This window comes from Pseudoalteromonas sp. PSi26, from assembly GCF_054960575.1.
This window is the reverse complement of record NZ_JBHNYT010000015.1, coordinates 55152-81309: the sequence shown is the minus strand read 5'-3', so window position 1 is coordinate 81309 and position 26158 is coordinate 55152. Positions and strand designations below refer to the sequence as shown.

25 protein-coding genes are annotated in these 26158 nt (G+C 41.3%); 9 read left to right on the top strand and 16 right to left on the bottom strand.

Going from position 1 to position 26158, the window contains the following annotated elements:
• Positions 1–86: 86 nt before the first annotated feature.
• The 3 genes from ACFI34_RS15345 to ACFI34_RS15335 are packed head-to-tail and all read right to left on the bottom strand — an operon-like array spanning position 87 to position 1303.
• A complete protein-coding gene (locus tag ACFI34_RS15345) occupies positions 87–704 on the bottom strand; it encodes a LysE family translocator (RefSeq protein WP_462674123.1) in 618 nt (205 codons plus the stop codon).
• Positions 705–887 (bottom strand): hypothetical protein, encoded by a 183-nt coding sequence (locus ACFI34_RS15340; RefSeq protein WP_462674122.1) that lies wholly within the window; start codon positions 885–887, stop codon positions 705–707.
• A 17-nt stretch (positions 888–904) separates the two neighbouring features.
• A complete protein-coding gene (locus ACFI34_RS15335; RefSeq protein ID WP_462674121.1) occupies positions 905–1303 on the bottom strand; it encodes a DUF3224 domain-containing protein in 399 nt (132 codons plus the stop codon).
• 88 nt (positions 1304–1391) lie between these two features.
• Between ACFI34_RS15335 and ACFI34_RS15330 the strand changes: the two genes are divergently transcribed.
• Positions 1392–3170 (top strand): ABC transporter transmembrane domain-containing protein, encoded by a 1779-nt coding sequence (locus ACFI34_RS15330; protein ID WP_462674120.1) that lies wholly within the window; start codon positions 1392–1394, stop codon positions 3168–3170.
• On the opposite strand, the gene ACFI34_RS15325 is transcribed toward ACFI34_RS15330, so the two are convergent.
• Entirely contained in the window at positions 3167–3799 is a 633-nt protein-coding gene (locus tag ACFI34_RS15325) for an OmpA family protein (RefSeq protein ID WP_008129859.1), read from the bottom strand. The two genes, ACFI34_RS15330 and ACFI34_RS15325, sit on opposite strands and share 4 nt — an antisense overlap.
• 178 nt (positions 3800–3977) lie before the next feature.
• Between ACFI34_RS15325 and chrA the strand changes: the two genes are divergently transcribed.
• The gene (gene chrA / locus ACFI34_RS15320) at positions 3978–5132 is read left to right on the top strand and encodes a chromate efflux transporter (RefSeq protein WP_462674144.1); all 1155 of its coding nucleotides are present in this window, start codon (positions 3978–3980) and stop codon (positions 5130–5132) included.
• On the opposite strand, the gene ACFI34_RS15315 is transcribed toward chrA, so the two are convergent.
• The 4 genes from ACFI34_RS15315 to speA are packed head-to-tail and all read right to left on the bottom strand — an operon-like array spanning position 5095 to position 10109.
• Positions 5095–6351 carry a mechanosensitive ion channel family protein gene (locus ACFI34_RS15315; protein ID WP_462674119.1) on the bottom strand — a complete coding sequence of 419 codons (1257 nt, stop codon included), beginning with the start codon at positions 6349–6351 and terminating at the stop codon, positions 5095–5097. The two genes, chrA and ACFI34_RS15315, sit on opposite strands and share 38 nt — an antisense overlap.
• The gene (locus ACFI34_RS15310; RefSeq protein WP_462674118.1) at positions 6348–7268 is read right to left on the bottom strand and encodes an acetyltransferase; all 921 of its coding nucleotides are present in this window, start codon (positions 7266–7268) and stop codon (positions 6348–6350) included. The genes ACFI34_RS15315 and ACFI34_RS15310 overlap by 4 nt, the downstream gene beginning before the upstream one ends.
• Positions 7269–7286: 18 nt before the next feature.
• Positions 7287–8171, bottom strand: coding sequence for an acyltransferase (locus tag ACFI34_RS15305; RefSeq protein ID WP_138740604.1), 885 nt, complete (start codon positions 8169–8171; stop codon positions 7287–7289).
• Between the two features lie 57 nt (positions 8172–8228).
• Positions 8229–10109 (bottom strand): biosynthetic arginine decarboxylase, encoded by a 1881-nt coding sequence (gene speA / locus ACFI34_RS15300; RefSeq protein WP_010557735.1) that lies wholly within the window; start codon positions 10107–10109, stop codon positions 8229–8231.
• 197 nt (positions 10110–10306) lie between these two features.
• Between speA and speE the strand changes: the two genes are divergently transcribed.
• Entirely contained in the window at positions 10307–11170 is an 864-nt protein-coding gene (gene speE / locus ACFI34_RS15295; protein WP_006793813.1) for a polyamine aminopropyltransferase, read from the top strand.
• 51 nt (positions 11171–11221) lie between these two features.
• On the opposite strand, the gene ACFI34_RS15290 is transcribed toward speE, so the two are convergent.
• From ACFI34_RS15290 to ACFI34_RS15280, 3 genes are all read right to left on the bottom strand, one after another.
• Positions 11222–12823 (bottom strand): methyl-accepting chemotaxis protein, encoded by a 1602-nt coding sequence (locus ACFI34_RS15290; protein ID WP_462674117.1) that lies wholly within the window; start codon positions 12821–12823, stop codon positions 11222–11224.
• Positions 12824–12892: 69 nt separating this feature from the next.
• On the bottom strand, positions 12893–14125 hold the full coding sequence (locus ACFI34_RS15285; protein ID WP_462674116.1) for a hypothetical protein: 1233 nt from the start codon (positions 14123–14125) through the stop codon (positions 12893–12895).
• Entirely contained in the window at positions 14115–14741 is a 627-nt protein-coding gene (locus tag ACFI34_RS15280; RefSeq protein WP_462674143.1) for a methylamine utilization protein, read from the bottom strand. Before ACFI34_RS15280 ends, ACFI34_RS15285 begins: the two co-directional genes overlap by 11 nt.
• A 162-nt stretch (positions 14742–14903) precedes the next feature.
• On the opposite strand from ACFI34_RS15280, the gene ACFI34_RS15275 reads away from it, so the two are divergent.
• Positions 14904–16940, top strand: coding sequence for a glycoside hydrolase family 97 protein (locus ACFI34_RS15275; protein WP_462674115.1), 2037 nt, complete (start codon positions 14904–14906; stop codon positions 16938–16940).
• Positions 16941–17002: 62 nt separating this feature from the next.
• Here ACFI34_RS15275 and envZ read toward each other — a convergent pair whose 3' ends face one another.
• Entirely contained in the window at positions 17003–18319 is a 1317-nt protein-coding gene (envZ, locus tag ACFI34_RS15270) for a two-component system sensor histidine kinase EnvZ (protein WP_006793807.1), read from the bottom strand.
• Between the two features lie 5 nt (positions 18320–18324).
• A complete protein-coding gene (gene ompR / locus ACFI34_RS15265) occupies positions 18325–19044 on the bottom strand; it encodes an osmolarity response regulator transcription factor OmpR (protein WP_006793806.1) in 720 nt (239 codons plus the stop codon).
• Between the two features lie 194 nt (positions 19045–19238).
• On the opposite strand from ompR, the gene greB reads away from it, so the two are divergent.
• The 4 genes from greB to ACFI34_RS15245 all read left to right on the top strand — a co-directional run bounded on the left by greB (position 19239) and on the right by ACFI34_RS15245 (position 23262).
• Positions 19239–19721: a transcription elongation factor GreB gene (greB, locus tag ACFI34_RS15260; protein WP_058403604.1), complete on the top strand. Its 483-nt coding sequence runs from the start codon at positions 19239–19241 to the stop codon at positions 19719–19721.
• A 110-nt stretch (positions 19722–19831) separates the two neighbouring features.
• Complete coding sequence (locus ACFI34_RS15255; RefSeq protein ID WP_006793803.1) at positions 19832–20137, top strand: hypothetical protein; 306 nt, start codon at positions 19832–19834, stop codon at positions 20135–20137.
• A 52-nt stretch (positions 20138–20189) separates the two neighbouring features.
• The gene (locus ACFI34_RS15250) at positions 20190–20771 is read left to right on the top strand and encodes a CBS domain-containing protein (RefSeq protein WP_462674114.1); all 582 of its coding nucleotides are present in this window, start codon (positions 20190–20192) and stop codon (positions 20769–20771) included.
• Positions 20772–20937: 166 nt separating this feature from the next.
• On the top strand, positions 20938–23262 hold the full coding sequence (locus ACFI34_RS15245; RefSeq protein ID WP_462674113.1) for a Tex family protein: 2325 nt from the start codon (positions 20938–20940) through the stop codon (positions 23260–23262).
• 150 nt (positions 23263–23412) lie between these two features.
• Here ACFI34_RS15245 and ACFI34_RS15240 read toward each other — a convergent pair whose 3' ends face one another.
• The 3 genes from ACFI34_RS15240 to bioH form a co-directional block, all read right to left on the bottom strand.
• The gene (locus ACFI34_RS15240; RefSeq protein ID WP_462674112.1) at positions 23413–24264 is read right to left on the bottom strand and encodes a putative metalloprotease CJM1_0395 family protein; all 852 of its coding nucleotides are present in this window, start codon (positions 24262–24264) and stop codon (positions 23413–23415) included.
• A 4-nt stretch (positions 24265–24268) separates the two neighbouring features.
• Positions 24269–24577 carry a hypothetical protein gene (locus tag ACFI34_RS15235; protein ID WP_006793799.1) on the bottom strand — a complete coding sequence of 103 codons (309 nt, stop codon included), beginning with the start codon at positions 24575–24577 and terminating at the stop codon, positions 24269–24271.
• Positions 24578–24666: 89 nt separating this feature from the next.
• Positions 24667–25407, bottom strand: a complete 741-nt coding sequence (gene bioH, locus ACFI34_RS15230; RefSeq protein WP_462674111.1) for a pimeloyl-ACP methyl ester esterase BioH — start codon at positions 25405–25407, stop codon at positions 24667–24669.
• Positions 25408–25481: 74 nt separating this feature from the next.
• Here bioH and ACFI34_RS15225 point away from each other — a divergent pair, with 74 nt between their 5' ends.
• Positions 25482–26156 (top strand): ComF family protein, encoded by a 675-nt coding sequence (locus ACFI34_RS15225; protein WP_462674110.1) that lies wholly within the window; start codon positions 25482–25484, stop codon positions 26154–26156.
• The last annotated feature ends 2 nt before the right edge of the window (positions 26157–26158 follow it).

The following is a 26158-nucleotide window of genomic DNA, read 5'->3' as shown; positions in this document are numbered from 1 at the left end:
CAAAAGGTGAACATTTTGTGATGAATACGTATGCAGTATAGCCTGCTTAGGCTGTAGCTATTTTGAGCAATTTAGCTAGCAATAGCTTAAATACTCACTACCACCCTAATGGCTAAGGCAACAAATACAAAACCCAGTACTTTGTCTAACCATGGATTGTGTTTAGTAAACCCAAAACGGTTTTTAGAAAACTCTGTTAGGGCGGCAACAAGTAAGTACCAACCGGTATCAATCACAAATACAGTTAAACACATCACCATTGCAATGCTTAAGGTAAGGTTTTCTGGATCGATAAACTGCGAAAACAAGGCTAAAAAGAAAATAGCAAGTTTGGGATTTAAAAAGGCAATGGCAAACCCATCTTGCAATGCTTTGATGCTACTCACTTCGCTTTTTTGTATTTTAAGTTCATCGTTATTGGTTTTAGACAATAAAATTTTAATTCCTAGGTAAGCTAAATACGCAGCACCTAAATACACTAATACCTGATACACAGTAGGAAACTGCAGCATTAATGCGCCCAAGCCAAGTAATGAGGCTCCCGCATATAATCCCACTCCAATACCATGACTTAGCGCCGCTAGCATGCCGTTTTTCATACTGCCGTTGAGCGAATGCTTTAATACAACCGCAAGGCTTGGACCCGGCGACATTGCGCCCATCATACAAATAGCCACTAGGCCTAACCACATAGAGAGTGTCATTTACAGCTCGTCAATTTCAATAAGTAATGTATAACCATGCACTTGCCCATAAAAACCGGTTATTGGCACTGCGCTAATTACTTTCCAGCCATCTTGATTTAATTCCTGTATGCGATCATTCAGCGCCGCTATATTTACCCCACCCATAAAGCGGGTCTTTCTAAATTCGATTACTTTTTGCATTTAAATCCCTGTGTATTTTATAACGTGTATTGAAAATCGTAGTAGTGTACACCGTTTTCAATGCGTATTTTCATACTGCCGGCTAATCCTTCTAGCTCATCAGTGCCTGAGTCGGGGATTACAGTTAAAATTAGGCTGTCTTGGCCTTTATCCATAGTGCCAAAATGCTGCAATACAAAGCTGCCTTTTTTGTCTTCAAGCTCGCCTATTACTTGCTCAATTGCTACATAACCGGCACTTCCTTGCACTGGCGTCATGGCACTTAACATTTCGCCTTGGCTGGAAGCATTAAGTGCGCCTTTAAATGTTTTATCAATAGACATACGTCCTAAATTAATGCCGTTTTGACCTTTGGCATAGCCATCTAGTGGGGCTAATGCCACCGTAAATTGGCCTGTTATTATGTTGCTTGTCATAACGATTCCTTATTGATGATTTTTAAAGCTATTGATTTTTAACTCAATGATGCCATATCTATACCTCAACTTATAAAAAGAATCCACTATGCCAAACAGTACCCCCGCAACCGAAAAAGCTGCATTTAGCAGTTTATTGCCTATTTTTGCATTTATTAAACCCTATAAATGGGTGGTTATAGCAGCCCTTGGCGCTTTATTAGTAACGGCTGGCGTTAATTTATCGTTAGGCCAAGGGGTTAAATTTGTCATAGATCATGGCTTTATTGCGGGATCTCAAGCGCAACTTCAACAAGCTGTATTGGTACTTATTGGTTTAATTAGCTTATTGGCTGTAGGCACCTTTAGCCGCTTTTATCTAATGTCGTGGATTGGCGAGCGAGTGAGTAACGATATTCGTAAAGCCGTGTTTAATCGCATTGTTACCTTGCATCCAAGCTACTTTGAAGAAAACCGCAGTGGCGAGCTAATATCGCGTTTAACAACCGACACCACTTTACTGCAATCTATTATTGGCTCCTCGTTTTCAATGGCGCTGCGTAGCGCGTTAATGCTGGTTGGCGGTTTGGTCATGTTATTAATTACCAACTTAAAGCTTACGCTCGTAGTGGTTGCGTGTGTGCCACTAGTATTAGTGCCGATGATGGTATTTGGCAAAAAGGTGCGTAAGCTTGCAAGCTCGAGTCAAGACGCCATTGCCGATATAAGCACCTATGCCGGCGAGATCATTCAAAATATTAAAGTGGTACAAAGTTATAGCCACGAAACACAAGAGCAACATGCTTTTGCACTTGAAACCGAAAAAGCCTTTAACGTTGCCAAAAGCCGCATTAAACAGCGCTCGTTTTTAATTGCCGCTGTAATATTTTTAACCTTTAGTGCCATCAGCGCAATGCTGTGGGTTGGCGGCAGTGATGTAATGGCAGGCACTATGACCGGGGGTGAACTGGGTGCATTCGTGTTTTACGCTATTATGGTGGCAATGTCGGTGGCAACGGTTGCAGAAGTGTACGGCGAATTGCAAAGAGCGGCAGGCGCAGCCGCCCGCTTACTTGAATTACTTGCGGTTAAAAGTGAAATTGAAAATCCTGAAAACCCGCAAGACGCTCAGCTACAAAATAACGCAAGTTTACCTGCAATCTCGCTTGAAAATATCAGCTTTAATTATCCGTCTCGCCCGGATGTCAGTGCACTTAACAAAATAAGCTTAAGCATTTCGCAAGGTCAAACAGTGGCTATTGTTGGCCCATCTGGCGCAGGTAAAACAACCTTATTTGAGCTACTACAGCGCTTTTACGACCCAGCTAGTGGCGCAATAAAATTTCACGATATTGATATTAAGTCGCTCTCTTTAAACACCCTGCGTGACAAAATGGGCATGGTGGCACAAAACCCTATTTTGTTTAGCTCAGATGTAATGCATAACATTCGTTACGGCAACCCAAACGCCACTGACGAGCAAGTATATGCAGCCGCCAAACATGCTCATGCCGATGAATTTATTAAACAATTACCAAAAGGTTATAACAGCTTTTTAGGCGAGCAAGGTGTTAGGTTATCCGGTGGTCAAAAGCAGCGTATTGTACTTGCTAGGGCTATTTTAAAAGACCCTAAAATACTCCTTCTTGATGAAGCAACCAGCGCACTCGATGCGCAAAGCGAGCACCATGTTCAAGCCGCGCTTGAGCACTTAATGCAAAATCGCACCACGCTTATAATTGCGCATAGACTAGCAACAGTTATCCATGCAGATATGATTGTAGTTATGGAGAATGGAGAAATTATTGCAACGGGCACTCACCAAGAATTAGTCGCAAGTAACCCGTTGTATCAAAAGCTGTGTGAATTACAATTTAATAAGGATTAACCTTCTGTATTAGGTACTATTTGAATTTCTACACGGCGGTTTTGAGCACGACCGTTTGCAGTGTCGTTAGTGGCAATTGGGCGTGTTTCGCCAAAGCCGCTAGTGCTAATGCGTGCTGCCATAATATCTTGGTTGGCTAAGTAAGCTTTTACACTTTGAGCACGCTCGCGCGATAAGTTCATATTGTAGCTATCTTGCCCTGTGCTATCTGTATGCCCTTCTACGCTTAGGTAGGTTTTTTCATACTTATTCATAACTTTAGCAATGGCGTTTAGCGTATCGTTAAACCCTGTCGAAATATACGATTGGTCGGTTGCAAACGTAATATTAGAGGGCATAACCAAGCGTAAGTTATCTCCTTCACGTACTACCTCAACACCCGAACCGGCTAATTCATCACGAAACGCTTCTTCTTGCTTATCCATGTAGTCACCTACAGCAGCACCTGCTAATGCGCCAATAGCAGCACCAATAAATATACGCTTGTCTTTGTGGTTACCCGTTGCTTTACCTAACACGCCACCAGCAGCTGCACCAATTGCTGCGCCTTTGCCAGTGTTATTCATTTCGCAACCTGAAAGTAATACGGCTACCACTGTAACGCTTAAAAGTGATTTTGATAATGTCATGATGATGTCCTATTCATTTAGAATTTAGCAACAGTATGTAATTACCTGTATGAACACACTATGAAGTGCGTAACAATCACCTTATAATTTTGTTATTAACCCTACAAAATTGAGTTTTAATAAATATGTCATATTCCTTTGTGACAATTTAATGAATTCAAAAAAGGATAAAAGCGCAATGCTGATTGCTATTTTTAGACAGTTTTTTTTACTTGGCTGCATGAGTTTTGGTGGTCCAGCGGCACACTTAGGCTATTTTAAGCGCCACTTTGTAGATACATTAAATTGGATCACCAACACACGCTACGCGCAATTAATTAGTTTAAGCCAAGCATTGCCGGGGCCTGGGTCGAGCCAAGTAAGCTTTGCTATTGGCGTTGAACGCGCAGGGATATTAGGTGGTATTACCGCATTTGTTGGTTTTACGCTGCCGTCTTTTTTAATTATGGTAATACTGGCCATTAGTGCGCACCAATTTGATGCCGTTTATTATGCCATTATTGCGGGTTTAAAACTATTTGCCGTGGTCATCGTAGCTGATGCCACACTGTCTATGGCTAAAAGCTTTTGCACAAGTGCAGTGCTTAAGTTACTTGCGCTATTTAGCACCTTAGCGCTTGTTCTACTGCCGGTATTGAGCACACAAATTGCAGTTTTAATCATTGCTGCAACTATTGGTGCTATATGGCCTTTATTAAAATTAGGCGAGGCAACTCAAAATACTAATACCAACACAAAAAATAATATTAATTGGGTTGCTCTAAGCTTATTTGCACTACTACTGGCAATTAGCTTTATCCCGCTTGGAAAAGAATTTGCGTTATTTGCTCCTTTTTACCAAGCAGGCGCTATGGTGTTTGGTGGTGGGCACGTTGTATTACCCGTATTGCAAGCAGGTGTACCCGCGCTAAGTGATGACCAATTTTTAAGTGCTTATGCCAGCGCTCAAGCAATCCCTGGCCCTATGTTTACTATTGCTACTTATTTGGGCGCACAACTTAATACTGCGCAGCCTTTATTTGGCGCACTGGTTGCCACGTTATTAATTTTTTCACCCGGCTTTTTATTGATGTTAGCATTTCAAAAAAGCTGGCTTAACTTGGCTAATAAACCGCGTTTTGCTAGTTCAATTGCAGCACTTAATGCTGCCGTTGTGGGCTTTTTGGCCGCAGCTTTATACTCACCTATTTGGACATCGGCAGTGCACAGCTGGTTACATGTTGGGTTAGTTGTTGTAGCTTTTGCATGGCTACGACTGAAAAAGCCACCTATTTGGTGGCTATTAATAATCTTTATTAGCGTGGGTCTTGCACAGCATTATTGGGCACTTTAATACTGGGCTTTTCATTTTGCCCCGCATTGGTTGGCGGGCTTAACTGCCCACTCACACTTTGATAAGCGCGTAATCCAAAAATAGGCAGCACGGCAAGTAAATGATCCATTATTTCGGCTTGTAAATGTTCGTAAGAAATCCAGCGCTTATCTTCACTAAAACAGTAAAATTCAATAGGTAAACCGTGGTTTAACGGTTGAAGCTCTCTCACCATTAAAGTAAGCGAAGAGTTTATTTTACTATGCTGCTTTAAATACCCTTCAGCATAACGACGAAACAGCCCTAAATTAGACACAGGCTCTGGTAATGCCGACACTCGAATATACTCATGTAGCGGAATAGCTGCATCAATTTGCGCTCTAAACTCGTCGTTTACTAAGCAAATACTGTTCATATCAATATTGAGTGAGCGCTTAATCCGCCTTCCACCCGACTCTTGCATACCTCGCCAGTTTTTGAACGACCCGGCCACCAGCATGTAAGTAGGAATCGTCGTAATGGTATTATCCCAATTACGTACTTTTACCGTGTTTAAGCCTAAGTCTATTACCTCACCATCGGCGCCGTAATTATCAACTTGGATCCAATCACCATAAGTTACTAATCGGTTAGCCGCAATTTGTATACTGGCAACAAACCCTAAAATTGTATCTTTAAATACTAATAAAGTGACGGCGGCAATAGCACCAAAACCCGAAAGAATATATGTCGGTGATTTTTCAAGCACAATACTAACAATTAAAATGCCACACACAATAAAGGTAATTAGTTTTACAACTTGAACAAGGCCTTGAATGGGGACTTCTCGGGCAAAGTCTAATTGGTTATAAATAGCAGCAGCTATACTGACAATGCTGCTGATAATAAAACCGGTATAAATAATTAATAAGGCTTGGCCTATGGTTTTAAGTATTTCAGCCGCTAACTCACCAACCGGATAAAAACTGTCGAAGGTGGCTAAAAACAATACACAACACAGTAGCCCAGCAATACGCTTATTAAGCTTAGTTAACATTGGAGAAAGCGCGCCAATACGCTCAGGCGATAACTTAGTAACCACCTTTTGAATACCTGGCAGCATAAGCCTGCGAGTAAATAAATACACAACAAGTAACGAACAAATGCCAATGGCGGTAGCCGTTAGTGCACTAAAAAAAGCAGCGTCGGGAACATTTTCAAACCAAGGAGCAATTAGCTCTTGTATATGGGTGTTGGTCATAGTGTTTTGGCTTCCTTACTAATTTGAGCATCTGGCACTGCCTGCTGGGCATAAATACCTGCCAATTGCTTATCTTTTGCAACCCATAAGTCGTTCACATATTGTTGAAAGTTAGCTTTGAACGCTTCATCTGTTTGATAGCTACCTAACATAGTGTCGGTAATAGCCATTACATCAATTGATACGTGAATAGAGTCTAGCTCACCTTTTAATAAGTTGCGGCACACATGATCTGACTTACCGCTATAGACCAAACTGGTATTTAACATAGCATCAAACTGAGTTCCGAGTACCTCAAGTGCAAATGCAATTCCGCCTGCTTTTGGCTTTAGTAAATGCTTAAACGGGCTTTGCTGTTGTGCATGTTTAGCGGGGGTATAACGCGTTCCTTCAACAAAGTTGATAATAGTTGTTGGGTAGTTACGAAAGTTACGACAGCTGTTTTTGGTACGCTCTATGTCTAACCCTTTCAACTTTGGGTTTTTAGCTATTTGCGCTTTGCTTACACGCTTCATAAATGGCATTCCCATCGCCCATGCGCCAGTGCCAATAAATGGCACATACTTTAAATCGTCTTTTAAAAAAAACTTAGGGGCGGGTAACGCATGCATAGAACTAAGTACCGTAATATCTAACCAACTCATATGATTACAAATTAGTAAGTACCAACTTTTTGAGTTTAAATCACCTTTTACATCAATTTTAATGTCTGGGCAACCTAGCCATAAACCTAACCGATTACCGTTACACCATCCCCGATAAGCGCTATGTAATAAACGATTAACAGCATGAATAGGCAGTAATAACTTCACTAATCCTAAAAGTAATACCAATACACCAAAAATTATAAGGTTAGTAAATAATACGCAGCCTACTATTAGGCCATTTAGCCAATTTGGTAACCATTTTTTTAGCATAACTGTAAGCTCACCGTGTTATTTTGTACTTGTTGGGGCGTCAAGTGATTGCAACGTTTGTTCTTTTTCTTCCCATAAACGATTTAACTCGCTTTGAAAACGAACCCTAAATTCAGAATCACCCGTGTAATCACCAATTAACTCATCACTTACCGGCATGACATTCACGTGTACATTAATATTTTTTACTTTCCCACCAGCAAAGTCCATAAACGTAGGAATACCGTCGGGGTAATGCAAGGTAACATTCACTACTTGAGAAATTTGCTCACCCATTGCTTGCATAACAAAGGCAATGCCACCGGCTTTTGGTTTTAATAAATGCGGAAATGGGCTTTGCTGTTTTGCATGTTTACTTTGTGTAAAGCGCGTACCTTCAACAAAGTTAACTACCGTTACAGGCATTTCTTTAAATTTTTCGCAGGCTTTACGTGTTGTTTCTAAGTCTTTGCCACGTAATTTAGGGTTCTTTTTAAGCTGACTTTTACTCGTGCGCGTCATAAATGGAAAGTCGAGCGCCCACCAACATAAGCCCAAAATAGGCACATAGATAAGCTCTTTCTTTAAAAAGAAATTTAAAAACGGAATTTTGCGATTAAATACGCGCTGTAATACTAAAATGTCTACCCAGCTTTGATGATTGGCAATCACCAAATACCAATCTTTTAGTTTCAGAGAATCCAAGCCCGTCACGTTAAGTTTTGTTGGTGTAAACAGCCGCTGGTTTAAGGTATTAAACGACACCCAAATAGTGGCGCACTGTTTAGCAATCCAGCTCAATAACTTTTGTAATGGTTTAATAGGAATAAGCTTTAACAAGCCACATATAAAAATAGGTATAAACCAAAAAAGTGTGTTTAATGCATAAAAAATAAGACTAAAAACACTACGAATAACTGACATTACTTCTATTCCTTTAACGGTGCGCAGCAGCAAACACTGCGCTTTTATACTTAAAAATTAATCTTCAAAATAGGTATAACCTTCAAGGCCCGCATTGAGCTCGGCTAAATAACCCGCTTTACACTGCTCTGAGGCGTCTAGTTTATTAATTTGATAAGCAAAATTTTCAGCTAAAATAGCACTATCGTAATCAACAAACTTTAATACATCCTTAACGCTATCACCTTTTATGGCATTGGTTAATACATAGCCGTCGTCGTTTAGCTCAACATGCACTGAATCGGTATCACCAAAGAGGTTATGTAGGTCACCTAAAATCTCTTGATACGCGCCAACCATAAACATAGCAAGGTGGTATTGTTCGCCATGCTTATATTCAGGAATTGGCAAGCTGGTTTCAATACCTGCACCTTCAACGTATTCGCGAATTTGCCCATCCGAGTCACAAGTAATATCTTGAATAATGGCGCGCTGAGTAAGCGGTTGCGTTAAGTTTTCGATTGGCATAACCGGAAACAACTGCTGTATGCCCCACACATCAGGTAACGATTGAAACAGTGAAAAATTAACAAACAGTTTATCGGCTAATTTTTCATTTAAATCGTCGAGTACTTCTCGGTGTGCGCGGGCGTTATTGCTAAGCGACGCACGCACGCGATGCAAAATAGTAAAATAAAGCTGCTCTATTTTCGCCCACTCTAGCATGCTTACTAAACCGTGTACGTACTGATCGTGTGCTTCGCTAAATAAGTGCATCGCATCGTGATAAATTTCGAGCGCCATACGCGGATTCAAACGCTGTAAACATTGCCACATTTCATCAAGCACTAAAACACTGTTTTCAAGCGGTGGTTCAGGGTTTAAATGATTAGGTGCTTTTTCAACGTCAATCACATCGGTAATGAGTACCGCATGATGGGCAGTTAAAGCACGGCCTGACTCGGTAATAATAGCTGGATGGGTTAAATCGTGTTGGTCGCACACTTCCGCAAACGCATTGACTACGTTACGGGCGTACTCTTCCACTGTGTAGTTCATTGAGCACGCACTGCGAGAGCCCGACCCTTCATAATCAACGCCTAAACCGCCACCTACATCAACCGTATTCAGTGGAACGCCTAGTTGCGTTAACTCTGCAAAGTGACGCGCACACTCACGAAGTGCGCGGTGTATATCACGAATATTGGCAATTTGAGAGCCAATATGAAAATGTACCATTTGCATTAAGTGTAATTTATTGTGTTTTTTAAGTACTTCTACTGCGCTTAATACTTGCCCTGCAGTTAAACCAAACTTACCTTTTTCGCCACCGGTATTTTGCCACTTACCTTTACCCACCGAATTTAAGCGTATGCGAATACCAATTGCAGGCTCTATGCCTAAGTTATCTATTTCTTCAAGTAAGGTGGTTAGCTCTGATAGCTTTTCGACCACTATTTTTACGCTGTGCCCCATGGCCTGACCAATGCACGCTAAACGTAAAAATTCGCTGTCTTTGTAGCCGTTACATACAATGGTAATTGGCTCTTTTGCCACACCTAAAATAGCCATTAACTCAGGTTTTGAACCCGCTTCAAGACCAACTAAACCACTTGGGTGCGCCAATAATTTACTCACCACAGAGCGCTGCTGATTTACTTTGATAGGATAAACACAGGTGTATTTGCCATTATATTCGCGGCTACTCCGCGCTTTAGTAAAGGCATTAGTAAGCGTATCGACACGATTTTTTAAAATGTCGGTAAAGCGCACTAAAACAGGCAGTGTTAACCCTTGCTGTTTAAATTGCTCAGTTAAATCGGTTAAAGAGATTGCAGCTTTGCTTTGATCGCCGTCGGGGTAGGCAACCAATTCGCCTTGTGCATTGATATCAAAATAGCCATCACTCCAATGAGCAACATTATAAGTGGCACGTGCTGTTTCTAAACCCCAGGTCATGGCAACTCTTCTTTCGTCAATTAGGTATAAAGGCGCATTTTAATACGTCGCTATCTCCTAGGCTAACAAAAATTGAACTTTCACTCACTCCTCACTAACTTTATTCGCTAAATCAGTTAAAATGTCATTGAGCAAACCGCCAAGCACTGGCAGAATTGCCCTTTTTTTACCTTAACCTAAAAAGTGTATCAGCAACTATGGCAAACTTAGATCAAAGTAAGTGGTTTACTGAAATTAGCGATCGTGACGGCAGCGCATTTTCATTACGTATTAACAAAAAGTTAGATGAAAAACAGTCTCCTTTTCAAAAAGTAGAAATGTTCGAAACCACAGACTTTGGTAATTTAATGATCATCGACGGTTGTACCATGGTCTCAACCCGCGAAAACTTTTTTTATCATGAAATGATCAGCCATCCTGCACTTTTAGCACACCCAAACCCTAAAAATGTGGTTATTATTGGTGGTGGCGACTGCGGCACGTTACGTGAAGTATTAAAGCACCCTGGCGTAGAAAGCGTAACGCAAATTGACATAGACGAAGTAGTTACGCAAATGTCGTTAAAATACTTCCCTGAGCTGTGCGAATCTAATAACGATGCACGCGCTACAGTTATGTTTGACGACGGCATTAAATATATGCGTGAAGCCGCTGGTGAGTCTATCGATGTTGTTATTGTTGATGGTACTGACCCAGTAGGCCCTGGTGAAGGTCTATTTAACCATGCATTTTACACAAGCTGCTTAAATGCACTTCGCCCTGGTGGTATTTTAGTACAGCAAAGTGAATCGCCACTTATGCATATGCCACTACTGGTTGAAATGCGTGAAGCGATGCTAAGTGTTGGCTTTAACGATTTACAAACATTACCATTCCCACAACCAATTTACCCAAGCGGTTTATGGTCGGTAACACTTGCTCGTAAGTCTGAAACATTTAACGGCTTCAGAGAAGATGGCGCAGCGCAAATTGCCGAGCAAAGTGAATACTATAACAGCGGTATTCACCATGGTGCATTAGCAACACCTAACTTTATGAAACGCGCGTTTGATAAAAAATAATCAGTGTTAATATTCTAAAAAGGGAGCTCTACACGCTCCCTTTTTGTTACGTTAAACCTTAAACCGGTTAACTAATCGATTAAGCTCGTCTGTTAATTGCTCCATTTTATTTGATACATCTTGCGTTGTGCGCGCCAGCGACCCGCCTTCTACGGTTTGATCGTTAAGTGACGATAAGTTATGGCTTATTTCATCAGAAACCGTTGTTTGCTCTTCGGTAGCTTGCGCAGTTTGCATAGCCATATCGTTTACTTTAGTCGATGAACTTTGCATGGCATTGAGTATATCGTTAGTTTGCGAAAACGATTCCACAGCATCATCTGCAAATTGCTTACTCTCACCTATGGCATTAATCGACTGCGATACACTCGATGCAAACAACTCAATCATTTGTTGAATATCGTTGGTACTATCTTGTGTGCGCGTAGCGAGCGTCCTTACTTCGTCAGCCACAACCGCAAAGCCTCGTCCGTATTCGCCAGCACGTGCCGCCTCTATTGCTGCATTAAGTGCTAATAAGTTTGTTTGTTCTGCTATGGCACGAATCACCTCAAGGACTTTGGCGATGTTGTCAGAACTTTGTTGCAGCTCAGTAGAGCGCGCCATAGCTTGCTCCATGTTGCTAGAAAGAGAGGTAATTCGCGAACTAGAATTAGCCACCGCACTAAGCCCTTGTTGCGCTAGTTTTAACGAATTATCGGCTTCGCTTGATGACTGCTGTGCAACCCCTGCAACCTCCTTGCTAGCAGTGCTCATTTCATGTACTGCGCTTACAATAGATTCCGACGCTTGCCCCAAGGCTTGGTTTACACTGTTATTTTGGGTGGCCACTTTGCTAAGCTCAACACCTAAACCATTTAACTCTTTAGATTGCTCTAATATGTCGCGTATCAATTGCTGTAAGTTATCTAAAAAAGTATTAAATTCGGTGGCTAAGTCAGAAAACTCATCTTTAGACGTTACTTGTATTCGACCAGTTAAATCGCCATCTCCTGAGGCAATATCACTAATACGCTTAGTTACATAATTAATTTGGCGAGTAAGTTGTTTAGGTACACTGTAACTAAACCAACTCGCTGCAATTAAAATAATAGCAACCACTGTCAGCATCATCATTTTTGTTGAAATGATATTGGATGAAAGCGTGATGATTTCTTGCTCCGAGGTTTTTTCAGCCAGCTCACCAGCTTTATCAAGCTTAATCCTTAAAGTGGCAAATGCTTGCTCTGAATTCGTTTGTTTAGCTTGGCTATTTTTATCAGCCATGTAGCTTTTTGACGCTGTAAGCCAGGCATTAAAGTCGTTTTCAAAGCCATTTAGCTCTTTAGCTATACTGGGGTAATCTTTCATTAAAGATAAATACTGATTAAGTTTATCAGTAACTTGCATTGCATTTTCTTCGTGCTCTGCCTGGTACTTTTCTGTATTTTTTGAACTAGTTACTAAATTTAATTCGGCCACTTTAGCTTGATATAGGTCGCGGTCTGCGTTTAAAGCAAGAGACAGCGCCTTAATAAATTTTTCAGACTGCACATCAAGTGCATTTTTTTGTAAGGTTATTAAGTAGGTATACCCCACAATTAACGAGAGTATGGCAAGCCCTAAAACAACTATCGGAAACGACACTTTAACGCGAATACTATGCAAATTCATTTTATCATCCTACAAGACCCTAAACGCCTCTTACAAATTAAACCTAAAATTGCAGTAGGTTGATAAAACCTAAAACTTCCATTGCGTGTTAATCATTACTTGCTGCTGCGAAGCTCTCTGCTGCAGCCCCATTGCAGCTCTATTGTCTACAAAACTTTTTAGTGCTGAGCCTTCAATACCAATTTGACCATGTTTGCTAAACGCGTAACGCCAAGAGGCTGTTACCCCTTCGCCATTGCTTGCATTTGGGTCAAATACCGTCGTGTCGTTATCGGTTACTTTAAAGTAATCGTACCGCAACGATATTCTATGTTTACCTTCTTTATGGCTTAGCATTAAATAATGGCTGTAAAAGTCGTTATCTATTAATTTGCTATGCCCCATTTCGGTTTTACCGCTTAGTACCTGTGTTATAAAACGCGTTTTATTATTAAATTTATATAACCATGCAGCACTGGTAAAACGTGTATGCCATGCATATTGTCCTGAGCTAATGTTCAGTTTAGTTGGATCGCCATTATTGTCATAATAATAAACTCTAAATTGTGATTGTTTTAAATAATCCCAGTGTGCACCTAGGTAATAACCAAAGCGCCCATCAACTTCTTCAAATGGTAAAACCTGATTTGCCTGCCAACGCAGTGAAAAGTCATCAAGTGCCGCAACGGGTGCGAACCTAATACCTTCGTTAAATGTAGTTTGCCTGTCGTGCATGGCAAAGCCACGCCAAGATAGTAACGTGCCTGTAGGGTCGTTACCTTTAAATGTTGCCCCCACTAAACTAAAACTATGCGGGCTGTTAAAACGTTTAGCGGGGCGTTTTATTGTTACCTCTGCGCCAACGGTTCTAAGCTCTTCACCTATCCAACTATTAATTGCTGAATTGGTATAGTTGTAAGGAGATGTCCAGCCAATATCTGGGTTCTCTAACGACATTAGCGGATAAAACCCACCCACTCGTACATGCCACTTATAAGCGCTACTAGTTAATGGTTTATATGTAAAATAGGCTTGTGTTAAACCTAAACCTACATCAGGGTCCTGATTAACGTTTAACACCCCATGAGCAGACCAACTTGTTGCTAAATCGGCGCGCACGTCAATAATGCCTTGCGATAATAAAAAGCCATCGTTTTTAGCATCGTGTCGGTATAAGCCGGTGCCTCCTTCTTGAAAACTTTTTAGCGCATCACCTTGAACTGCACGTACTTGTAGCAGCCCCTTAACCTGTGCACTGATTGACGCGCTAAATAAAAACACACCACTCACAACCGCATATTTAAGCATGTGGTTAATAGTCATCAAATTCATCCGTAGCAAAATCAAACTGCTCAGTTATCGCTTGTTTAATTTTATATATAAATGGAGCTTGCCCTATGGTTACTTTTTTAGACTCAACATGACTTATATCGCCAAACCCTGAATGCCACACATTAAGGGTGTACTCGCCTGGCTCTACGGTTAAATTTACATGTCCGCTGTTATCGGTAATAGCAAAAATAGGGCTATCAACAACCACAATATAACCAAGCATCCAGTCATGAATGTTACATCCCAACTCAACAACACCGGTTTGATCAAACACTAATGGCGCCTTGGGTTGTTCCTTATATAACTTTAATTCGAACGTTTTTGCCTCAGAAAACGAATACACATGATGCAAAATTGAATCGGCGTTCGGAAATTCCACTTTTGCATTTTGTGGTACAACTAAAATACGCGGCGTAAACTCCCTATCCTTTTGCACCATAGAATAAAGTGTATCTGCTTGGCTGGGTTGACTAGAAAGCGCATCAGAAGTCAGCCACACCACGGCGTTAGCCATAGGCTCATTTTTATTATTGTTAATCGTGATAGAAACTGCTTGTACCTGCCACGTTAACAGCATGGCAGTCATTAACGTTAAATATTTGAACATCATCTTACTATTCTTATTTTTCAAATTATTTACAGTATAGACCTATTAGGTAACTTATTTCTTTCTATTTTATTGATAAATGAATACGTATGTAGATATTCGTATTTGTTAACAACAGCCTTTATTCTGATAAGTCACACTGACACAGTAAGGATCTCTTAAATGAGAATATCAGCACTTTTGCTTTTCGCTTTTTCGGGCAGCTGTTTTGCACAAACAGCCACATTACAATCGCCCAACGGCAATATTAAAATAACTATTTCTGACGAATTAACGACCCCAAGCTATTCAATCGACTTTAAAAACAAACCGGTTATTAATAGCTCCGCACTGGGGTTTAAATTTAAACAACAAGCCCCTTTTAGCGAAGGCTTTAAAATAACCCATACACAAAAAAACACACAAAATACCCAGTGGCAACAGCCCTGGGGCGAGCGACAAACCGTTACCGACAATCATAACGAAGTTGCCGTTACATTTAAAAAACCACAAGGCGGCGTATTTACCGTTAAATTTAGAGCGTTTAACAACGGTATAGGGTTTAGGTACGAAATACCTAAACAACCCGGTTTTGAAAATATAGAAATCACAAAAGAACTTACCGAATTTGCCATTGCCGATAGCCAAAGTGCAACAGCGTGGTGGATCCCAGCCCGAGGCTGGAACCGTTACGAATATGTTTATAACACCAGCCCAGTTAACGACGCTCCCTTAGTACACACCCCTTTTACGTTTAAAAACAAAGAGGGCGTTCACGTTAGCATTCACGAAGCAGCCCTTGTCGATTATGCAGGTATGACCCTTAACCAGCGTCGACCAGGTATTTTTCAAGCTGACTTAACACCGTGGTCTGACGGCATTGCAGTAAAAAAGCAAGGCGCATTTAATACACCGTGGCGTACAATTCAAATAGGCAGCAAAGCGGTCGACCTGATTAACTCCGATATCATTTTAAACCTTAATGAGCCAAATAAATTAGGTGATGTTTCGTGGGTAAAACCGGGGAAATACGTCGGTATTTGGTGGGGGATGCACATAAATACGCAAACATGGGGCAGTGGTGAAAAACACGGTGCTACAACTCAAACAACCAAATACTACATGGACTTTGCCGCAGAATATGGCTTTGACGGCGTGTTAGTAGAAGGGTGGAACATAGGCTGGGATGGCGACTGGTTTTTTAATGGCGATGTATTTAGTTTTACACAACCCTACGACGACTTTGATATTGAGGAGCTTACCCGCTACGGTAAGCAAAAAGGGGTGCAGTTAATTGGCCACCACGAAACCTCAGGCAACGTAACTAACTATCGCAATCAAATGGAAGATGCCTTTGCCCTATACGAAAAGTCAAACGTAAGCCAAGTTAAAACGGGCTATGTGGCCGATGGCGGAAACATAAAACGCATAGATAAAAACGGCATTGCCCGCCATGAGTGGCACGACGGTCAATTTATGGTTAACGAATACCTTTATAACGTAAAGCTCGCTGCTAAACATAAAATTAGTATTAACACTCACGAACCTATAAAAGACACTGGCCTGCGCCGTACCTACCCCAACTGGATTGCGCGCGAAGGCGCACGTGGGCAAGAGTTTAATGCATGGGGCACACCGCCTAACCCGCCAGAGCATATCCCTATGCTTGCGTTTACCCGTATGCTGGCAGGGCCAATGGACTTTACCCCCGGTATATTTGATATGAGCTTTAATGGCTTAGGCGATGATACAAACCGCCCACAAACAACGCTTGCCAAGCAACTTGCACTTTATGTTGTGCTGTATAGTCCGATTCAAATGGCTGCCGACCTACCTAAAAACTACTTAGCTAAGCCTGATGCATTTCAATTTATTCAAGATGTACCAACCGATTGGCAGCAAAGTATTGCGCTTGATGGCGAGGTGGGCGACTTTATTGTATTTGCCCGTAAAGAACGAAAACGCGATAAATACTCAGGAAACGATTGGTACTTAGGTGCAGTCACTGACGAAAAAGCCCGCACTATTGAGGTAAAACTCGACTTTTTAGAAAAAGGTAAAAAGTTTGAAGCGCATATATACCAAGATGGTAAAAACGCCGAATGGAAAAACAACCCGTACGATTTAAGTATCCAAAAACGCATGGTGACCGCAAACGACAAGCTAACACTAACACTTGCCACCAGCGGCGGCACTGCCATCCGCTTTAAAGCACTTTAAGCTCAACGGTTATATCAGTTTTACAGATATATAAGTGTTACAAATACAAAACTCCGCACAGGTTACTGTGCAGAGTTTTGTATTTTTATAGGCAGATAAATTTGTGCACTTAAGCCGCCTTCAGGCCGGTTTTCAAGTTTTACTTTGCCGTCGTGCATATCAACAATGCGCTTAATAATGGCAAGGCCTAGGCCACTACCCTCACTGCCTCGCGCAGCATCACCTTGCTTAAACGGTTCAAATACTGACTCTAATTCACTTTCAGGAATACCTGGGCCATTATCGTTTACCGCAATGACCACATACTTTTTATTGGAGTTATAATAACTAAGTACCTCTATATCGCCGTCAGAATAACGAATTGCATTTTCAATCATGTTAGTTACAACACGCTTTATAGCCACGCTGCTGAGCGGAATACTCTCTATACTAGGGTTACTTTTAAAGGTAATAGAACGCTGATGCTTTAACTCGCAATTAACGACTTCACCCACTAACGCGTTTATATCTTCACAACTGAGTTCTTCGCGTTTGTGGTGACGTAAATATTCAATAAATTGATCGATAATACCGTTCATATCTTCAATATCGTAAATAATCCCTTCGCGAAGATACTCGTCTTGATCGCTCATCATCTCGGTTGCTAAACGAATACGTGTGAGTGGTGTGCGTAAATCGTGAGACACACCCGCCATAAGTAAACGCCGGTCGTTTTCAAGGGCAGCAATACCGCGCGACATTTGGTTAAACGCACGCGTCACTTCTATTACTTCAGTAGAGCCTTCCTCTTCTAGCTTGGTGCTAAAATCGCCTTTACCCACTTTTACAGCCGCTTGTTGCAGTGCTTTAAGCGGGCGGTTTAGGTGGCGTGCAAATAACCAACCACCTAGTACACTCAAAAAGCCAATACTTGATAAGTAAAACGTTAAAAATTCGAGGTTGTTTTCTTGATACCCTGAAAGCGGAATTTTAACCCAATAGCCAGGCGCTTGCGGGGCCTCTATCCAATAAACAAGTGGGCCAGTTTGCGTAATACGCACTCTCGCCGAGCCATTTAACTGCGCAGACATACTACGTGAAAGCATCGGGTACTCACGGGTTTGACCAAGCCCTTGGCGCATGGCTTCGCGCTGGGTCATGACATCAATACCGGTTATTTCAAAAAACTTTTCTGATAAGTCGTCGTTTATTTCTATACCGTCTTCCCAGTCAATAAAAACGGTTTTAACTTGCTTAGCAAGCATTAAGTTAACTTGCTCTATGGTGGGTTTTACAACATATAAACTAACTGTTACGTAAGATACAACTTGGTTTATAAGTAATAACGCCGCGACCAAAAATACAGTTTGCCCAAACGCGCTACGTGGAAAAAATCCCATAAAAACTACTTTTCACCGTCAGGAACAAACACGTACCCTAATCCCCACACGGTTTGAATATAACGCGGGTTAGCCGCATCTATTTCAATCATGCGGCGAAGGCGCGACACTTGCACATCAATACTGCGCTCTAGGGCACTGTAATCTCGGCCACGCGCTAAGTTCATGAGTTTATCGCGGCTAAGCGGCTCTCTTGGGTGTGACACAAGCGCTTTAAGTACGGCAAACTCGCCACTGGTTAGCGATATTGTTTTATCGCCTTCGCTCATTTCACGAGTGGCTAAATTAAGCGTAAATTTACCAAAGGCAATTAGGTTTTCTTCTGCGGCGGGCGCACCTGGCACTTCTTTAGCGCGGCGGCGTAATATGGCTTTAATGCGCGCAAGTAACTCACGAGGATTAAATGGCTTTGGAATGTAATCATCTGCGCCAAGCTCTAAACCAATGATACGGTCGACTTCGTCGCCCTTTGCGGTGAGCATAACAATAGGAATTTCGTTTTCTTTTTGGCGTAACCTACGGCAAATAGATAAGCCATCTTCACCGGGAAGCATTAAGTCGAGCACCATTAAGTGAAAGTTTTCGCGCTCTAAAAGCCTATCCATTTGCTCTGAGTTTGCAGCGGTTCTTACAATAAAACCTTGCTCTACTAAATAACGCTCCAATAAGCTGCGTAAGCGCATATCGTCGTCTACAACCAATACTTTTGTCGTTTCGTGTCCCATTACCTGTTTCTTATTTTTATATCCAATTAAGTATTAATATAAATGAAAAACCAAATAATCAAAAACTAATTACGGCCTTAGATTGTTACTGAACATTTCAAACAACAATAATGGCTGCTTTAAACACTTTAAGCTCGACAAATTTTTCTAAGTTTATTACCGTGCCCATCATTGAAGCTAATAATTAAAAGTCGATGAAAACAAATTTAATTACCCGTGAAGGCTATTTGCAACTGCAACAAGAACACGACCACCTGTGGAATGTAAAACGCCCTGAAGTAACAAAAATAGTCAGCTGGGCAGCAAGCTTAGGTGATCGCTCTGAAAACGCCGACTATCAATATAATAAGCGACTGCTGCGCCAAATAGACCGACGTGTTCGCTATTTGCGAAAGCGTATTCCCGATTTAAATATTATTGATTACTCCCCCGTGCAAGACGGAAAAGTATTTTTTGGCGCGTGGGTCGAAATAGAAAATGAACAAGGCGATATAAAAAAGTTCAGAATTGTCGGTCCAGACGAAATTTACGACAGAAAAGACTATATTTCTATCGATTCACCCATGGCCCGGGCGCTTATTAAAAAACAAGTTGATGACGATTTTGTAGTAATGACCCCGCAGGGAAAAAAAGAATGGTACATAAACTCAATTGAGTATCAAAAAACGGCTAAGTAGTATTTGATTCAGATCATATTAACTTTTGATTGTTTAAATTTTGGCATTAGGCTATATATAAATAGCTCGCACATAATTTTAATGTGAGATTAGCAAAGGTTGTAATGGTTATGTCAAACGTAGTACAGCGCATATTTAGTAATGCCGTATTGTTTGCACTTTTTATGAGTGTGAGTTTGACTTTGCATGCCAGCAACCAACACACCAACCTAGAACACCCAACCGTTTTAAATAATTTAATTGCCCTGGATATTCCCGATCAGGCAACCCCTGACTTTGACGAAGATTCATTTGTTGATGTCACTTCCCTTAAAGCAGCTCAACCACTCCCTAAAGGCGCTCACTCTTTTTATAAGAGTTCATCTTTTAGTAGACCGTTTAGCACTGCTTACCAACGTGGGCCCCCTGTTATTTAATTTAATTTATTACTTTCAATTTAATTAAATTTTTAACTAATAGGTGGATATTATGTCTAACTTTAAAGAATTACGTACCCAAAATATCTCTCATGGGGTTATTGCAAAACCATTTGCTGACAATCAACCGTTAATCGATTTAGCCTCACCCGCTTTAAAAATGGTGAATAACTTTACGCAAAAAACACCTGTTCGAGCACATCACGAAACAACAATCGCTGATGCGCTAAAACAAACGAGCAGCCAGCAGTCTGACTTTGTATTGGTGATAGATGATGACCACAAGCTAATAGGTATTGTTTCAAGTGCTGATTTACAAAGCGCTAAAATTACTATTATTGCTCAACGTTTAAATGCACCACGAAATGAAGTAAGCCTTCGCCATATAATGACACCAATAAACCAGCTAATGGGTGTCAGCATGCAAAGCTTAAGTTATGCCTGTGTGGGCGATGCTTTGCAAACAATGGAGCATCAAGGGTCGATGTTTTTATTAGTCACAACAGCTAATAACGAAATATGTGGATTAATTTCAGCTCGCCAAATAGCTAAAACATTGCATATTCCGCTGCATATTAGCCCAATTGCCAACTCGTTTAGCGACGTACTAGAAAGCGTAGACCACCCTCATTAGAGGCTGTTTTATCGCTTAACTGTCTCAACCAAAGCAACCGTCTTAAAGCAAGTTAAATAGCTTGCTTTAAGAGCTTTTTATTACAACTTCATGTGATATTATTCAAGCAATTAGCCGACCCAGATATTTATTTCTGGTCTTATTTTTTGTTTAAAAAGGTTTTTGCATGAGCGATATCTCTGCACGTTTAGCCAGTGAGCTAAATGCACAACAACAACAAGTTGTTGCTGCAACAAAATTACTTGATGAAGGCGCAACAGTTCCCTTTATTGCCCGCTACAGAAAAGAAGTCACCGGCGGTTTAGATGACACTCAATTACGCTTGCTAGAGCAGCGCTTATCTTACCTTCGAGAACTTGAAGAACGTCGTAGCTTTATTTTATCGACCATTGAATCTCAAAAAAAGCTCACCGCAGAGCTTAAAGCCGACATCACTAGCGCGCAAAGTAAAACAGAACTCGAAGATTTATATCTTCCCTATAAAGCAAAGCGCCGCACCAAAGGCCAAATAGCCATAGAAGCAGGCATAGAGCCCCTAGCCGATGCGTTATTTACCGACGCGAGTTTAAACCCTGAGCAACACGCTGAGCAGTACATTAATGCCGAAAATGGTTTTAATGACATAAAAGCCGTGCTTGATGGTGCTAAGTTTATTTTAATGGAGCGTTTTGCTGAAGATGCAAAATTACTCGCTAAATTAAGAAGTCACATAAGCCAAAACGGTGCAATCCAAAGCACGGTAATTAAAGGTCAAGAACAAGCGGGCACTAAATATCGCGATTACTTTGATCATCAAGAGTTACTTACCAAAGTTCCTTCTCATCGTGCTTTAGCTATGCTGCGAGCTCGCAACGAAGGTATACTTCAATTAAATGTGAACCCAGAGCCAAGTTCTGAAAACCCTGCTCAACTTTGTGCAAACATGATTGCACAGCACTACCGCTTAAATATTACCGACCAAACAGCGAGTGCTTGGCTTTTAAGCGTGGTGCAATGGGCGTGGAAAATTAAACTAGGCTTACACTTAGAAAACGAGTTTTTTGCAGCCATGCGCGAAAAAGCAGAAGCAGGCGCTATTGATGTATTTGCTAAAAACTTAAAAGACTTACTAATGGCGGCACCTGCAGGTCCACGCACAACACTTGGACTTGATCCCGGTTTACGTACCGGTTGCAAAATTGCTGTTGTAGACAGCACAGGTAAACTGCTAACTACGCAAACTATTTTCCCTCATGCCCCGCAAAATCATTGGGATAAGTCGCTGCGTACATTAGAGCAACTTTGCCGCCAACACAAAGTAGAACTTATTGCCATTGGTAACGGTACAGCGTCGCGCGAGTCAGACAAATTGGTTGCTGAGCTGATGAAAGCAAACACCGAATTAAAACTAAATAAAATTATGGTGAGCGAAGCAGGCGCGTCGGTTTATTCGGCATCTGAATTTGCAGCTAACGAATTTCCTGACTTAGATGTATCTTTACGTGGCGCGGTATCGATTGCACGTCGCTTGCAAGACCCACTTGCTGAGCTTGTTAAAATAGAGCCTAAATCAATTGGTGTAGGGCAATATCAACACGATGTATCACAAAGCCAACTGGGGCAAACACTCACCGCGGTTGTGGAAGACTGTGTAAACTCGGTAGGTGTTGATTTAAATATGGCGTCGGTTCCTTTACTTACACGTGTATCAGGGTTAAACAAAACCTTAGCGCAAAACATTGTAAATTACCGCGATTCTAATGGGTCATTTTCAAAACGCAGCGAGCTGAAAAAGGTTGAACGTTTAGGACCAAAAGCATTTGAACAAGCTGCTGGTTTTTTACGAATAAACAATGGCAGCGACCCGCTTGATAACTCATCAGTTCACCCTGAAGCCTACCCTGTTGTTAAGCAAATTTGCGAAAAAAACAACGCGGAAGTAACCACATTAATTGGTAACAGCGAATTTTTAAACAAGCTTGTTGCTAACGACTACACCAACGAAAAATTTGGTTTACCTACGGTTACCGATATTATTGCTGAGCTTGATAAGCCGGGTCGCGATCCCCGTCCAGAGTTTAAAACGGCTGAGTTTAAAGCGGGTGTAGAGAAAATAAGTGACCTAAAACCAGGCATGATTTTAGAAGGTGTTGTATCGAACGTTGCTAACTTTGGTGCGTTTGTAGATGTGGGTGTTCACCAAGATGGGTTAGTGCATATTTCGGCGATTACTAATAAGTTTATATCTGATCCTCGCGAAGTAGTTAAAGCGGGCGACATTGTAAAAGTTAAAGTAGTGGAAGTTGATGCCTCGCGTAAACGTATTAGCTTTACCATGCGTTTAAACGACGAAATAGACACCAGCAACAAACCAGCCCCTGCTGCACAAAAACAACAGCCGCGTACTAGCAACGCGCAGCCAAAAGCTGCTAAACCTAAACGCGATAACGGTAATGCGGTTATGGGTAACGCGTTTGCCGATGCATTTGCGAATGCCAAAGTAAAAAAATAGCTGGCCATTTAGCTTTTAAGTAAAAACCGGAAAGCGCTCTACGCTTTAAAATAAAAAAACCGCGAAAGCGGTTTTTTTATTCAATTCAAATCAGTAAGCATTAAAAGTAATTTATTGAGGAGAGTTTAATAGTCGGTGTTAAGTCTATTGCTAAGAGATTGCTGAAAAACCACTTTGTGTGGATGGCGAAGTTGCCATTTGATAAAAATTAGCAATTCGTCCTGCGCGTGCTTCTACGTCAGCATCTCGTGTTTGCTCTTCACTTTCAGCCGTTTTAGTTTCTTGCGTTTCACTGCTTGTGAATGACGCTTTGCTATTGTTTTCAGCACTGTCGTCTTCTTCATTTTGAGGCGCTGCAAGTTCAGCCTGAGCTGCTACCAGCTTTTGAGTCGCATCTGCCGCTATTGATCGATCAGCACCCGAAGGCTCGGCAGGAGCTAGGGCTGCGGCTCTAACCGTTTGCATTTTTTCTATGGTTGCTTGGGGATCACCTGGAATTTCAGCAACGTCAATTTGTACCTCGCCGCCTACTGCATAGTTAGTGCCGTCGGGGCCACGCTGGTATTCGTAACTTGGCGCACCCGCGTATTTACCACCCACAGAAGCATGGGCTTGTTCGTGAATACGCACTTCTGTATCACGCGCTTTTAGCTCTTTTATTTGCTGCTGCTCTTGCTCTAAAACTTGCTGTTCTTGTTCAGACTCTTGTTGCTGCGCTTTTTGCTCTTCAGAGCTGTCAGGATTCTCGGCGTTTTCATCATCACGTGCTTGAACGACTTTTTCGTCAGCTAACTTACCCGATGCACTATACGTTGCACCCTCATTATTACCTGGTAATTTGGCTTTTTCAGCATCGCTTTGTGCTTTGGTTTCGGTATTACTTGCGCTATTTGCAGACGGAGCAGGGATCACTTCCCGCAGTTGGTTGTCACGCCGAGCGGTTTCCGTATAAACATTGGCTGTGTTTATATTAATTGATGGAAATGGCGTGACAATATTCATTAAATTACACTTTAATGTCGACTAATGTACCTAGTACGTCATCAGCTGTTTGAATTGTTTGCGCATTAGCTTTAGCGTTAAATTCTTCAACTTTTAGGTTAACAAGTGATTCGTCAATACGCGCAGGCTGAGCAACCGGTGCTGTTACTGCTTCGTCCGGCGTTGCTGCAACTAACTGTCGCTGTTGTGCAAGTTGCGCATCGTCTTGCTGTTCTATACTGGCACGGTTGATTTCTGCGCTGGCCTTTTCAATACCTTGGCTTGCACGGTTAAACCCTTCAACACCATTATTAAATACAGATCCGATTGACATGGTAAACCTCCACCACTTAAATATTGTTTAATTATCGCTCAGTTTGTGCGCAAAATAAAGCTTTACGGTGCGCAATTATCGTCGCATTTTTAAAGCATTGATTTAACAATAGATAAAAACTCATTTTTGTGAGAAATAAACGGAGCATGAGAGGCTTTATCTATTACTTGGTATTCAAACTCAGTATTTAGTACTGACATTTTAGCTATTGCTTTATACGGCACTAATGCATCTAAGCGACCAAATATACCCATAATTTTTACCGGACACGCTGCAAATAAATCGCGTAAATCGTCATTTTGTAGAATATCTAAACCGGCGGCTAACGCCTCATTATTGGGTGTTGAATATTGATTTAGCAATTGTTTAAGCTGCTTTATGTCATCTCTGGCTGACTCACTTCCCATAGCCTGAATAGCCAAAAAGCGTTCAATGGTTTTTTCTCTATGATTAACCAATTGGTCTTTAAACTGAGTTAGTACTTTTTCACTAATTCCCGGCCATTCATCCTGCTCTGCAAAATAAGGCGTAGATGCCACTAAAATAACCTTCGCTACTTTTTCAGGCCAATGCTTTGCAATGTATAAAGCAAACAAACCACCTAAAGACCACCCCATTAAAATAGAATGAGGTTTTAACTGTTCGCTTAATTGCATAGCGGCATCATGCAAATTATACGGGGTTGGTAATGTGGTTGCGCTATTGCCAAACCCTGGTAAATCAAGGCTACGCACTTGTCCTGTATATAAGTTTTCAAGCGCTGGCTGTATAAGTTGCCAAACGCCTTGATTCATTCCCCAACCATGTAAAAGTACTAACTCTTTTTGCATATTTGCATATTCTTAACCAAACTTAGGCTCATAATAACGTTTAAAAAGATGATTGCAATGGAAGGCACTATCTCATGAAAGGTCTGTTTAACTGGCTGTTCCCGTCGTATTGCGTACAGTGCAAAAGCCCTGTAAGTGCAAGCCTAGGTTTATGTGAATATTGCTTAGAAGATTTAGCATTACTAGATGTAACTAAACACCCAAATTTACTTCACCGACCCGATATTGTTGATATGTTTCCTAACTGCGAATTTGACAGGTTATTTGCCTGCGCTTTTTACCGCCCTCCATTTGAGCAGTGGCTAACTCAACTTAAATTTAGTAACCAAATACATTATAAAAAAGCACTTCAGCAGGTTGTAAACAAGCAGCTCAATGCATTTTTTACATGTAGTACGCAATCACCTGATTTATTTATAATTTTACCTTTGCATAAAAGCCGATTTTTAAAACGAGGTTTTAATCAAGTAAGCCAAGTATGGCACCCTTGTTTACGCTCTCGCGTTGTTTTAAGTAATGCGCTTATTCGTAATAAAAAAACCCATGCGCAATCGCAGCTCACTAAAGCAAAACGTATTAAAAATCTAACCAATGCATTTATATGTACTGAAGATATGAACGGTAAAACAGTCGCTATTGTTGATGACATAATGACAACCGGCGCAACATTAAATGCCGCAACTCAGGCTTTAAAGAAGGCCGGCGCTAAACAAGTGTGGGCATTCACAACCTGTTTAACGCCAATTTAGTT